Origin of the sequence: Pseudomonas sp. PDM04, from assembly GCF_014851765.1 — a bacterium.
In the GTDB taxonomy this organism is placed as follows: Bacteria; Pseudomonadota; Gammaproteobacteria; order Pseudomonadales; family Pseudomonadaceae; genus Aquipseudomonas.
Genome location: NZ_JACVAI010000009.1, coordinates 213,671 through 226,643, shown reverse-complemented (window position 1 = coordinate 226,643; position 12,973 = coordinate 213,671). Strand labels below are relative to the sequence as shown.

Genomic DNA, 12,973 nt, shown 5'->3' with positions numbered 1-12,973 from the left:
CACCCTTAGAGAATCCGCATGCAAACTTTTTTTATTGCCCCCACCGATTTTGGCGTGGGTCTGACCTCCATCAGCCTCGGGCTGGTCCGAACGCTCGAGCGAGCCGGCCTCAAGGTCGGTTTTTTCAAACCCATCGCCCAGCCCCATCCGGGGGACACCGGGCCCGAGCGCTCCACGGAGCTGGTGGCGCGCACCCACGGCCTGAAACCGCCGCAGCCGCTGGGCCTGGCCCATGTCGAGCGCATGCTGGGCGACGGCCAGCTCGATGAACTGCTCGAAGAAATCATCACGTTGTACCAGCAGGCCGCCATCGGCAAGGACGTGCTGATCGTCGAAGGCATGGTCCCGACCCGCAGCGCCAGTTACGCCGCCCGGGTCAACCTGCACCTGGCCAAGAGCCTCGACGCCGACGTGATTCTGGTCTCGGCACCGGAAAACGAAGTGCTGACCGAACTCTCCGGCCGCGTGGAACTGCAGGCGCAATTGTTCGGCGGCCCGAAGGACCCGAAGGTCCTGGGGGTGATTCTCAACAAGGTCAAGACCGATGAAAGCATGGAGGCCTTCGCCTCGCGGCTGAGGGAGCATTCGCCCTTGCTGCGCAGCGGCGATTTCCGCCTGCTCGGTTGCATTCCCTATCAGCCGGAACTGAACGCCCCGCGTACCCGCGACGTGGCGGACCTGATGGGCGCGCAGATCCTCAATGCCGGCGATTACGAAACCCGGCGCATGACCAAGATCATCATCTGCGCGCGCACCATGCGCAACACCGTGGAACTGCTCAAGCCCGGCGTACTGGTGGTGACGCCCGGCGATCGCGACGACATCATCCTCGCCGTCAGCCTCGCGGCCCTCAACGGCGTGCCGCTGGCGGGCCTTTTGCTGACCAGCGACACCCTGCCCGACCCGCGCATCATGGACCTGTGCCGCGGCGCCCTGCAGGCCGGTTTGCCGGTGTTGTCGGTGAGCACCGGCTCCTACGACACCGCCAACCAGTTGAACGGTTTGAACAAGGAAATCCCGATCGATGACCGCGAGCGTGCGGAAATCATCACCGACTTCGTCGCCGGCCATCTGGACGCCGACTGGCTGCACCAGCGTTGTGGCACGCCCCGGGAAATGCGCCTGTCGCCGGCGGTGTTCCGCTACCAGTTGATCCAGCGCGCGCAGGGCGCCAACAAACGCATCGTCCTGCCCGAGGGCAGCGAGCCGCTGACCGTGCAGGCCGCGGCGATCTGCCAGGCCCGTGGCATCGCCCGCTGCGTGTTGCTGGCCAAACCGGCAGATGTGGAAGCCGTGGCGCGCGCCCAGGGCATCGAGCTGCCGCCGGGTCTGGAGATCCTCGATCCGGACCTGATCCGCGAACGCTACGTCGAGCCCATGGTTGCCCTACGCAAGAGCAAGAGCCTGAATGCGCCGATGGCCGAGCAGCAACTGGAAGACCCGGTGGTCATCGGCACCATGATGCTGGCGCTGGACGAAGTCGATGGCCTGGTCTCCGGTGTCATCCACTCCACCGCCAACACCATCCGCCCGGCCCTGCAGCTAATCAAGACGGCGCCCGGCTGCACCCTGGTGTCGTCGGTGTTCTTCATGCTGTTTCCCGAAGAAGTGCTGGTGTACGGCGACTGCGTGATGAACCCCCACCCGAGCGCCACCGAACTGGCGGAGATCGCCCTGCAAAGCGCGGACTCGGCCGCGGCATTCGGCATCACGCCGCGTGTGGCGATGATCAGTTACTCCAGCGGCGAATCGGCCAGCGGCGAAGAAGTCGAGAAAGTCCGCGAGGCCACGTTGCTCGCCCACGAACAGCAACGCTCGCTGCTGATCGACGGCCCGTTGCAATACGACGCGGCGGCCAACGAGACCGTGGCCCGGCAACTGGCGCCGAACAGCCAGGTGGCCGGTCGCGCCACGGTGTTCGTGTTCCCCGACCTCAACACCGGCAACACCACGCACAAAGCCGTGCAGCGCAGCGCCGACTGCGTCAGCCTCGGGCCGATGCTGCAAGGCCTGCGCAAGCCGGTGAACGACCTGCCGCGTGGCGCGCAAGTCGACGACATCGTGTACACCATCGCCCTCACCGCGATTCAAGCCGCCAACCGACCTCTGGATGTTTAAATGCTGGATTTTCTGCCTGCACCGGCACGCGGTGTGATTGCTTCGCTGCTTCTGGCGTTGAACACGATTCTGCTCTGCTCGTTCCTGTTCTGCGTGGCGCTCGTCAAGGTCTTGCCATTCGCGCTGACCCAGCGCCTGGCGGGCTGGCTGATGAGCCATACCCATGAAGCCTGGATCAGCAACAACAAGGGCTGGATGAACCTGGTCCGTCGCACGCGCTGGCACCTCAGCGGCCTGCAGGGTCTGGACTATCGGCACTCGTATCTGATCACCAGCAACCACCAGAGCTGGGTCGATATCCTGGTGCTGCAATACGTGCTCAACCGGCGCATCCAGCCGCTGAAATTCTTTCTCAAGCAGGAACTGATCTGGGTGCCGGTGATTGGCCTGGCGTGGTGGGCGCTGGGCTTTCCGTTCATGAAGCGTTACTCGAAGGCGTACCTGGAAAAACACCCGGAGAAGAAAGGCAAGGACCTGGAAACCACGCGCAAGACCTGCGCGAAGTTTCGCAACAACCCGGTGGGCATTTTCAACTTCGTCGAAGGCACGCGCTTCACCGAAGGCAAGCACGCCCAGCAGAAGTCACCGTTCAAGTACCTGCTCAAACCCAAGGCCGGTGGCATTGCGTTCGTGCTCGACGCCATGGGCGAACAGCTGGAGTCCATCGTCAACGTGACCATCCATTATCCCGGCGGACGTCCCGGGTTCTGGGATTTGCTGTGCGGGAACGTGAAGGATGTGGTGGTGCACTTTGAAGAGCTGAAGATACCGCCGCAGTTCATTGGCAAGAACTACGACCAGGACGGTGAATACCGCTTGCAGTTCCAGGGCTGGATCAACCAGTTGTGGCAGGACAAGGATGCGTTGCTGGAGCAGATGCATCGCGAGTATCCAGCCAGGCAATGAACCCTGTGGGAGCTAGCCTGCTAGCGATAGCGGATTCACCTTCAGTAGATCTATAGGCTGATTCACCGCAATCGCCAGCAGGCTGGCTCCCACAGTTGACCGAGCAGGCTTCAATAAAAAACCCGCCGGATGATCACTCATCGGCGGGTTTTTCTTTAGCCGCTGAAGCTTAGATCGCGCCCCGCTGACGCAGCAGCTCGAGCACTTGCTTGACGCCCTCTTCCAGCGACACGGACTGGGTGTCGATCACCAGATCGGCATCCAGCGGCACGTCGTACGGGAAGGATTCGCCCGGGATATTGTCCCCGGCCGCCGCGTACAGACCTTGCGGATCACGCTCGGCGCACACCGCCGGCGAGGCCTGGACATAGACCGTCAGCAGACGCTCCTTGCCGATCAGGTCCTTGGCCTGCTCACGCCCTTCGGCACTCGGTGCCACGAACGCCGCGAGGGTCAACAGGCCGGCTTCGTTGAACTGACGCGCCACGTGCGCGGCACGACGCCAGTTCTCGGTACGCCCGGCGCGGTCCTGCGGCAGCCCCTTGTTCAAGTCGTGACGCAGGTTCTGGCCATCGAGCACGAACACTGCACGCCCCAGGTCGAACAGCTTGCGTTCGACCGCATAGGCCAAAGTGCTCTTGCCAGCGCCCGACAGGCCGCTGAACAACACGGTGGCCGGCTGCTGGCCGAAGCGCTGGGCACGTTCTTCGGTCGCCACGTGGGCCAGTTTGCCGTGGTGGGTGCTGGTGCCATGCGCCAGCGGTTGCGCGACGATCATGCCCGCGCCCACGGTGCCGTTGGTCAAGCGGTCGATGATGATGAACGCGCCGGTGGTGCGGTTGCTGTCGTAACCGTCGAGAGCAATCGGCGCGTCGAGCGCGATCTTGACCTTGCCGATCTCGTTCAACTGCAACGCGCTGGCCGGACCTTCTTCCAGGGTGTTCACATCCACCTTGTTGACGATGCTGGCGATGGAACCCGGCACGTAACTGGTGGCGCGCTTGATGTCGTATTTCTTGCCCGGCAGCATCGGCTCTTCAGCCATCCACACCAGCATCGCTTCGAAGCTGTCGGTCACCGGCGGCACGTTGTCGGCGTGAACCAGCAGGTCGCCACGGGAGATGTCGATTTCGTCTTCCATGGTCAGCGTTACCGCCTGGCCCGGACCGGCGTGTTCCAGCTCACCTTCGAAGGTGACGATGGATTTCACGCGGCTGCTCTTGCCCGATGGCAGGACCACGACCTCGTCACCCTTCTTGACGATGCCGCTGGCCAGGGTGCCGGCGAAACCGCGGAAGTTCAGGTTCGGACGGTTGACGTACTGCACCGGGAAACGCAGGTCGGTGAAGTTGCGGTCGCCCGCCACTTCCACGGTCTCGAGGATTTCCATCAGCGACTGGCCGGTGTACCACGGCGAGCGCTCGGACTTGTTCACCACGTTGTCGCCCTTGAGCGCCGACATCGGCACGAAGTGCATGCTCGTCGGTTTCATCTTCAAGCCTTCGGCGAACTTCAGGTAGTCGGCCTTGATCGACTCGAACACGCCCTGGTCGAAGTCCTTGAGGTCCATCTTGTTGATGGCGACGACGATGTGCTTGATGCCCAGCAAAGAGGCGATGAAGCTGTGGCGACGGGTCTGGGTCTGCACGCCGTAGCGGGCGTCGACCAGGATGATCGCCAGGTCACAGGTGGAGGCACCGGTGGCCATGTTGCGGGTGTACTGCTCATGGCCGGGAGTGTCGGCAATGATGAATTTGCGCTTGGCGGTGGAGAAGTAGCGGTAGGCGACATCGATGGTGATGCCTTGCTCGCGCTCGGCCTGCAAGCCGTCGACCAGCAGGGCCAGGTCGATGTCTTCGCCGGTGGTGCCGACTTTTTTAGAGTCGCGGGTGATCGCTTCCAGATGATCTTCATAGATCATTTTGGAGTCGTGCAGCAGGCGCCCGATCAGGGTGCTCTTGCCGTCGTCGACGTTACCGCAGGTCAGGAAGCGCAGCAGCTCTTTACGTTCGTGCTGGCCCAGGTAGGCGAGGATGTCCTCGCTGATCAAATCAGATTGATGCGACATGACAGCCCCTTAGAAATAACCTTGACGTTTCTTGTCTTCCATCGAGCCTGCGCCATCGTGGTCGATGACACGGCCCTGGCGCTCGGAAGTTCGCGTCAGGAGCATTTCCTGAATGATGTCCGTGAGGCTTTCGGCCTCGGACTCCACCGCGCCCGTCAACGGGTAGCAACCAAGGGTACGGAAACGCACTTTCTTTTTGACGATGCGTGCCTTGTCTTCATCGCTCAGGTGCTCGAGGATGCGCTCGTCGTCGATCATGATCAGGGTGCCGTTCTTCTCGATCACTTCACGCTCGGCGGCGAAATACAGCGGCACGATCGGGATGCCTTCGAGGTAGATGTACTGCCAGATGTCCAGTTCGGTCCAGTTCGACAGCGGGAAGACACGGATCGACTCCCCCTTGTTGACCTTGCCGTTGTAGACGTTCCACAGCTCGGGACGCTGGTTCTTCGGGTCCCAACGGTGCTTGCTGTCGCGGAACGAGTACACGCGCTCCTTGGCGCGGGATTTCTCTTCGTCGCGGCGGGCACCACCGAAGGCGGCGTCGAAACCATGCTTGTCCAGGGCCTGCTTCAGGCCTTCGGTCTTCATGATGTCGGTGTGCTTGGCACTGCCGTGGGTGAACGGGTTGATGCCTTGCGCCACACCGTCCGGGTTGACGTGGGTGATGAGGTCCAGGCCCAGGTCTGCAACCATCTTGTCGCGGAAGGCGTACATCTCCTGGAATTTCCAGCGAGTGTCGACGTGCATCACCGGAAACGGCAGCTTGCCGGGGAAAAATGCCTTGCGTGCCAGGTGCAGCATCACGGCGGAGTCTTTACCGATGGAGTACAGCATCACCGGGTTGTCGAACTCGGCGGCCACCTCGCGGATGATGTGGATGCTTTCCGCCTCCAGCTGTTTCAGATGCGTCAGTTTGTCGACCATGGCTACTCACGAAAACTTTTATGAACGGCCAGCGGGCCGTGTTCGAGCGAGGAATCCTAGCACAGCGACCTCTTCTAATCAGGACGCCGGATAGATCGAAAGGGTATATGAATATGCCTGCCTGTTTGGGCGCACAGCGCCCTGTGGGAGCGGGCCTGCTCGCAAATCCGGTGTGAGTGTGCGCACGCCATCGCCGGCAAGCAGGTCTCGCTCCCACAGGGGAAACAAGGCTGGCTCAGATCGGATTCGGGCAATCGATGAAGATGTGTTCAACGGCAAAGCGTCGCGCCAGATAATCGCCCAACGCCTGAACGCCGTAGCGTTCGGTGGCGTGGTGACCGGCGGCGATGAAGCTGATGCCGTTTTCCCGGGCGCTGTGAAAGGTCTGCTCGGAAGCCTCGCCGCTGAGGTACAGGTCGACGCCGGCCAGGACCGCCTGGTCGATGTAACCCTGGCCGCCGCCCGTGCACCAGCCGACCCTGCGGATCATTTCGCTGCCTTCGATCAGCAATGGTTCGCGGCCCATGACCTCCTGCACCCGGCGGGCGAAATCCCGTGGGGTCGCCGGCTCATTCAGCGAGCCGACCAGGCCCACCACTTTCAGGTTGTCCGGGTCGAGCGGGCCTTCGACGGTGATGTCCAACTGACGCGCCAGTTGCACGTTGTTGCCGACCTCGGGGTGCAGGTCCAGCGGCAGGTGATAGGACAGCAGGCTGATGTCGTGCTTGAGCAGGGTTTTCAACCGGCGTTGCTTCATGCCAGTGATGCACGGGTTTTCGCCCTTCCAGAAATAGCCGTGATGCACCAGCACCAGGTCGGCCTGCGCGTCGACGGCAGCGTCCAGCAATGCCTGGCTGGCGGTGACGCCACTGACAATGCGCATGACCTGCGGACGACCTTCGACTTGCAATCCGTTGGGGCAATAATCGGCGATCCTGGCACTGTTCAAGTAACGGTCGGCTTCTTCGACGAGTGTGCTCAGGGCGACGGCCATAAAAGACTCCTAAATATCCCGTTCAGAGGCGCGCGCGGCCTCGTATAATGCGCGACATTATGAGCGGTCTCATACCGCCTGCAACCTCTCAGGACGTGCTTCATGCTCAAGGCGCTGCGTTTTTCCGGCTGGCCGCTGTTGGCCGGCGTGCTTATCGCTCTGTTGATTATCCAGCGTTACCCGGAGTGGGTCGGGCTCCCGAGCCTCGACGTCAACCTGCAGCAAGCCCCGCAAACCACCACTACGCAGCAGGGCCCGGTGTCCTATGCGGACGCCGTGACCATCGCTGCGCCATCGGTGGTGAACCTGTACACCACCAAGGTGGTCAGCCGGCCGAACCACCCGCTGTTCGAAGACCCGCAGTTCCGGCGCTTCTTTGGCGACAACTCGCCCAAGCAGAAGCGCATGGAATCGAGCCTCGGCTCCGGTGTGATCATGAGCCCGGAAGGTTACCTGCTGACCAACAACCACGTGACCAGCGGCGCCGACCAGATTGTCGTCGCGCTCAAGGATGGCCGGGAAACCCTGGCCCGCGTGATCGGCAGTGACCCGGAAACCGACCTGGCGGTGCTGAAGATCGATTTGAAGAACCTTCCCTCGATCACTGTCGGCCGTTCCGACAACATCCGCATCGGCGACGTGGCGCTGGCCATCGGCAACCCGTTCGGCGTGGGCCAGACCGTGACCATGGGCATCATCAGCGCCACCGGCCGCAACCAGTTGGGCCTGAACAACTATGAAGACTTCATCCAGACCGACGCTGCGATCAACCCGGGCAACTCCGGCGGCGCACTGGTGGATGCCAATGGCAACCTGACCGGCATCAACACGGCCATCTTCTCCAAGTCCGGCGGTTCGCAAGGCATCGGTTTCGCGATCCCGGTGAAACTGGCGATGGAAGTGATGAAGTCGATCATCGAGCACGGCCAGGTGATTCGCGGCTGGCTCGGGATTGAAGTGCAGCCGCTGACCCAGGAACTGGCGGAATCGTTTGGCCTCTCTGGGCGTCCAGGCATCGTGGTCGCGGGGATTTTCCGTGACGGCCCGGCGCAGAAAGCGGGCCTGCAACTGGGTGACGTGATCCTGACCATCGATGGCGAACCGGCCGGTGATGGCCGTCGCTCGATGAACCAGGTGGCGCGGATCAAACCGACCGACAAGGTCACCATCCAGGTGATGCGCAACGGCAAGGAACTCAAGCTCACGGCGGAAATCGGCCTGCGTCCGCCGCCGGCGCCGGTGAAGGAAAAAGAAGAGAACTAAGCCGGACCCGAACCTTTCGGGCCATTGGAAGACATTCTCATTAGACATGTTATATTGTTTCAATTCTAACAATTGGAACAACATAACATGTCGTCTCGAAAAAAGGCCTCGCTGCTCGGCCTGACCCTTGGATTGCTGACTGATCCGCTGCTTGGCGCAGAACCGCTGAGCCTGGAACTGGAGGCCATCAGCGTCACCTCCGACTACGAATCCCCCACCGGGCCCGTCAAGGGGTATCGCGCCACGCGGTCGGCCAGCGCCACCAAAACCGACACCGCCATTGCCGATATCCCCCAGGCCATCAGCGTGGTGCCGGCCAGCGTACTCAAGGATCTGGGCAGCACCCGCGTCGAGCGCGCACTGGACTTCGCGGGAGGCGTATCGAAACAGAACGATTTTGGCGGGCTGACGCTCTACGAATACAGCGTGCGCGGCTTCACCACTTCGGAGTTCTACCAGGACGGCTTCAGTGCCAATCGCGGCTACCCGAGCACGCCGGACGTGGCCGGCATCGAACGCATCGAAGTGCTCAAGGGCCCGGCGGCCAGCCTCTATGGCCGGGGCGATCCGGGCGGCACGGTGAACATCGTCACCAAGAAGCCACAGCGCGAAGCCTTCACCACCCTGCAAACCAGCGCTGGCAGCTGGGATCGCTACCGCACCGCACTGGACGTCAACACGCCGTTGGACCAGCAGGGCGATGTGCTGGCGCGGGTCAACTTCGCCGTCGAGGACGGCCACAGCTTTCGCGATCACGTCACCCGCAATCGGGTGTTCGTCGCCCCCTCCTTCAGCTGGCAACTGAACCCCGACACGACCCTGTTGGTGGAAAGCGAATTCGTCCGCCACCGCTCGACCTTCGACCGCGGCGTCGTCGCGCCCGACAACCGCTGGAGCGGCGTCTCGCGCTCGACCTTTCTCGGCGAGCCTGACGACGGCGATATCGACAACCACAACAACAAGCTCCAGGCCGCGCTCGAACATCATCTGAACGACCGCTGGAAACTGCGCCTGGCCAGCCATTACAAGGAAGGCAAACTCTGGGGCTTCGCCTCCGAACAACGTGCACTCAACGCCGATGGCCACACGGTCAACCGGCGTTATCGCGAGCGTGACAACCAATGGCACGACAGCATCACCCAACTCGAACTGCGCGGCCTGTTCGACATCGGCAGCTGGCAGCACGAACTGCTGGTCGGCAGCGAGTACGAGAACTATCGCAAGGACGAGCGTGTCACCACCCTCGCCGGCGGCCCCTACGCCATCGACATCTACCAACCGGTATACGGCCAGGCAAAACCCAATGGCGCGCGTTCGGGGACTGATTTCTTCGAACACGTCGAAAGCCATGCGCTGAACGTGCAGGACCAGATCGTCTTCACCGACAAACTGCGCGGAATGATCGGCGCGCGTTTCGAACATTTCGAGCAACGCATCGACGACCACACCCGGGGCGCTGCCAGCCGCCAGACCCACGATGCCCTGACCCAACGCGCCGGTCTGCTCTATCAACTGACTCCGCAAACCGGCGTGTTCGCCAATGCCTCCACCTCGTTCAAACCGAACAATGGCCTGGACGCCAAGGGCCGGTCCTTCGACCCGGAAGAAGGCGTCGGCTACGAGGTCGGGATCAAGAACCAGCTGTTCGACGACCGTTTGAGCAGCACCCTCGCCTTCTTTCATATCGACAAGGAAAACGTCCTCGCCCTCGATCCCGGCACCGATACCAGCCGCGCCATGGGCAAGGCCCGCAGCCAGGGTTTCGATCTGCAAGTCAGCGGGCAAGTGAGCGACGCCGTGCGCATCATCGGCGCCTTCGCCTACATCGATGCCGAAGTGACCCAGGGCGACGCCGTGATTCCCACCGGCAGTCGCATCCTCGGGGTGGCCAAGCGCAGCGGCAGCCTGCTGGGGGTTTATGAATTTCAGGACGGCCGCTTGCGCGGCTCCGACGTCGGCGCGGCGTTCACGTATGTCGCAGATCGCTCGGGCGAGGCCGGCAGCGACTTCGAACTGCCCGCCTATCACACCGTCGACCTGTTGGCCCATTACCAGGCCAGCGACCACGTCACCCTGGGCCTGAACCTGAACAACGTTTTCGACGAAAAGTATTTCGAGCGCTCGTACAGCAACTACTGGGTCAACCCCGGCGAGCCACGCAACTTCACCGTCAGCCTGACCCTCACCCTGTAAAAGGACGTCTCCATGCTCCCTGTCAAATCCCTGGCCTTGCTCGGCCTGCTGTTCGCCACCCAGGTTTCGGCCCATGGCCTGTGGACCGAACAACGTCGCGGCCACCTCGAAGTGATCTACGGCCACGGCGCCGAAGACAACGCATTCAAGGCGCAGAAAATCAGCGGTGCCTGGGCGTATGACGTCAACGGCAGAATGATTCCGGTGACCGTGCAACGCCTGGCCGATCACGCCCGCCTGCAAGCGCTGCAACCACCTGCCATCATCGCCGTGGCCTTGAACAACGGCATGTGGTCGCAGACCGCAGACAAAAAGTGGATCAACGAGGGGCGCAGCAAAGTGCCGGGAGCCATCGAGTCGACCCAGACCTTCAAGTACAGCCTGGCGATTTATCAGCCGGGGGCGAAGCTGCCCAAACTCGACTCGATCAAATTGCTGATTCTGCCGGAGGTCGATCCACTGACCGTCGGACCGGGCAACTCACTGCCGGTCCGGGTCCTGCTGGATGGAAAGCCGGCGGCAGGCGTGAAGTTGATCGGCGACTATCGCAATGCACCGAATACCCTGAGCACCGAAACCGACAAGGACGGGCGGGCGCAGGTTCTGGTGCGCAATGAGGGGCTGAATGTGATTGCAGCGCAGGTGCAAGTGCCGGTGAAGGACAGTGCAGATATCAGCAGCCGCGGGTTGTTCAGCTCGCTGACCTTCCTGGGCGAAGCGCATCACGAATAGATCGCCCTCTAAAGTGGGAGCGAGCCTGCTCGAGCCAGGAGCTCAATTCCGGCACGGATAATGAGTTGAAAATAGCTATCGCCAGCAGGCTCGCTCCCACACCTGTCTTTATTTCAATAAGGTCTAAACCCCCTGTCATTTCTGACAGTGACTGATAACTATTCACAACCCTATGCTTTCCCGGCAGATAACTTTCAAACTGCGTGAGGAAGGCTCATGGGAACTCAACAGGAGTTTGACGTTAAATCCGTCAGGGAATTCGAGATAGGAGAGGCCACCATCAATTGGAAGGGGCAGACGCTCAAGTCGAAGATCGTCTATTTCAACCAGAGCCTGGTTTACGCCACCTTTTTACAGGCAGAGGGCAGCTCGAGGGGCGGAACGGAGAACGATGTATTCATTGCAAGTTTTACCGACAATCCGCCGATGAACTTTCAGGAGTTTTACGAGAAAGGTAAAACACCGCACCGTTACAGCTGGGTTCTGGTTTATGACAACACCCGTCATGAACCAAGGACGGGTGCCATCACCGGGGCCTTCAAGAACGCTTATCGAACAGTCGAGGCCAACATCGTCATGACATTTGGAGACGATGACAGCGCCATCATCAACTTCAAAGCAGACAAGCGTTAAAGTAGAGCCGGGCGCAAGACGCATGGCGATTCTCACGGCATGACGCAGTTCCCACGAAAAACCGGGAACCGCGTTAACCCACCCGTCAGAGTTGCCCAAGCCCCTCGATCAAGGCCTGATTCTGCTCCGGCGTACCGATCGAAATTCGCAGGAATTGCGCAATGCGCTCCTGCTTGAAGTGCCGGACGATGACCCCTTGCTCGCGCAACTTCGCCGCCAGGCCTGCCGCATCGTGCTGCGGATGACGGGCGAAGATGAAGTTGGCGGCCGACGGCAGCACTTCAAAACCCTTGGCCTGCAGTTGTGCGGTGACCCATTCGCGGCTTTCGATCACCAGGCGGCAGGTCTTGTCGAAGTACTCACGATCTTCGAAGGCCGCCGCCGCCCCGACGTTCGCCAGGCGGTCCAGCGGGTAGGAGTTGAAGCTGTTCTTGATCCGCTCCAGCGCCTCGATCAGGTCCGGATGCCCCACCGCCAGGCCAACCCGCAGGCCGGCCAGCGAACGGGATTTGGACAGGGTCTGGGTGACCAGCAGGTTCGGATAGCGGTCCACCAGACTGATCGCGGTTTCACCCCCGAAGTCGATGTAGGCCTCGTCCACCACGACCACCGAATCCGGGCTGGCCTTGAGGATCTGCTCGACCGCGTCCAGGGCCAGCAGGCAACCGGTCGGGGCGTTCGGGTTGGGGAAAATGATCCCGCCGTTCGGCTTCGCGTAGTCCGCCGGATCGATCTGGAACTGCGCGTCCAGCGGCACCGCCTCGAACGTGATGCCGTACAACCCGGCGTAGACCGGATAGAAGCTGTAGCTGATGTCCGGGAACAGCAGCGGTTTATCGTGCTGCAACAAGCCGTGGAAAACGTGCGCCAGGACTTCGTCGGAACCATTGCCGAGGAACACCTGATCGCTCTTCACCCCGTAATAGCGGGCGACGGCGTTCTTCAGCAGGTCGCTGTTCGGGTCCGGGTACAGGCGCAGGTTGTCGTTGAGCTCGGCCTGCATGGCGGCCAACGCCTTGGGCGATGGGCCGTACGGATTTTCGTTGGTGTTGAGCTTCACCAGTTTCGCCAGTTTCGGTTGCTCGCCCGGTACGTAGGGCACCAGGTTCTTGACGAACGGGCTCCAGAATTTACTCATG

Annotated in this window: 10 protein-coding genes; 6 read left to right on the top strand and 4 right to left on the bottom strand. The window is 61.6% G+C overall.

What is annotated here, in order from left to right:
* Nucleotides 1-18: 18 nt before the first annotated feature.
* Both pta and IB249_RS29090 read left to right on the top strand, forming a co-directional pair.
* Nucleotides 19-2,118 carry a phosphate acetyltransferase gene (gene pta, locus IB249_RS29095; RefSeq protein WP_192309737.1) on the top strand — a complete coding sequence of 700 codons (2,100 nt, stop codon included), beginning with the start codon at nt 19-21 and terminating at the stop codon, nt 2,116-2,118.
* Nucleotides 2,119-3,024, top strand: coding sequence for an acyltransferase (locus IB249_RS29090; protein WP_192309736.1), 906 nt, complete (start codon nt 2,119-2,121; stop codon nt 3,022-3,024).
* Nucleotides 3,025-3,193: 169 nt separating this feature from the next.
* Here IB249_RS29090 and cysN read toward each other — a convergent pair whose 3' ends face one another.
* The 3 genes from cysN to IB249_RS29075 all read right to left on the bottom strand — a co-directional run bounded on the left by cysN (nt 3,194) and on the right by IB249_RS29075 (nt 7,013).
* Entirely contained in the window at nt 3,194-5,092 is a 1,899-nt protein-coding gene (gene cysN / locus IB249_RS29085) for a sulfate adenylyltransferase subunit CysN (RefSeq protein WP_192309735.1), read from the bottom strand.
* A 9-nt stretch (nt 5,093-5,101) separates the two neighbouring features.
* Complete coding sequence (cysD, locus tag IB249_RS29080) at nt 5,102-6,019, bottom strand: sulfate adenylyltransferase subunit CysD (protein ID WP_192309734.1); 918 nt, start codon at nt 6,017-6,019, stop codon at nt 5,102-5,104.
* A gap of 235 nt (nt 6,020-6,254) precedes the next feature.
* Nucleotides 6,255-7,013, bottom strand: a complete 759-nt coding sequence (locus IB249_RS29075) for a Nif3-like dinuclear metal center hexameric protein (RefSeq protein WP_192309733.1) — start codon at nt 7,011-7,013, stop codon at nt 6,255-6,257.
* A gap of 102 nt (nt 7,014-7,115) precedes the next feature.
* On the opposite strand from IB249_RS29075, the gene algW reads away from it, so the two are divergent.
* The 4 genes from algW to IB249_RS29055 all read left to right on the top strand — a co-directional run bounded on the left by algW (nt 7,116) and on the right by IB249_RS29055 (nt 11,834).
* Nucleotides 7,116-8,276: a Do family serine endopeptidase AlgW gene (gene algW, locus IB249_RS29070; RefSeq protein ID WP_192309730.1), complete on the top strand. Its 1,161-nt coding sequence runs from the start codon at nt 7,116-7,118 to the stop codon at nt 8,274-8,276.
* Nucleotides 8,277-8,363: 87 nt separating this feature from the next.
* Nucleotides 8,364-10,469 carry a TonB-dependent siderophore receptor gene (locus IB249_RS29065; RefSeq protein WP_192309728.1) on the top strand — a complete coding sequence of 702 codons (2,106 nt, stop codon included), beginning with the start codon at nt 8,364-8,366 and terminating at the stop codon, nt 10,467-10,469.
* A gap of 12 nt (nt 10,470-10,481) precedes the next feature.
* Nucleotides 10,482-11,201, top strand: coding sequence for a DUF4198 domain-containing protein (locus tag IB249_RS29060; protein WP_192309726.1), 720 nt, complete (start codon nt 10,482-10,484; stop codon nt 11,199-11,201).
* 216 nt (nt 11,202-11,417) lie between these two features.
* The gene (locus IB249_RS29055; RefSeq protein WP_192309724.1) at nt 11,418-11,834 is read left to right on the top strand and encodes a hypothetical protein; all 417 of its coding nucleotides are present in this window, start codon (nt 11,418-11,420) and stop codon (nt 11,832-11,834) included.
* Between the two features lie 85 nt (nt 11,835-11,919).
* Here IB249_RS29055 and hisC read toward each other — a convergent pair whose 3' ends face one another.
* On the bottom strand, nt 11,920-12,972 hold the full coding sequence (gene hisC / locus IB249_RS29050) for a histidinol-phosphate transaminase (protein WP_192309722.1): 1,053 nt from the start codon (nt 12,970-12,972) through the stop codon (nt 11,920-11,922).
* Between the last annotated feature and the right edge of the window lies 1 nt (nt 12,973).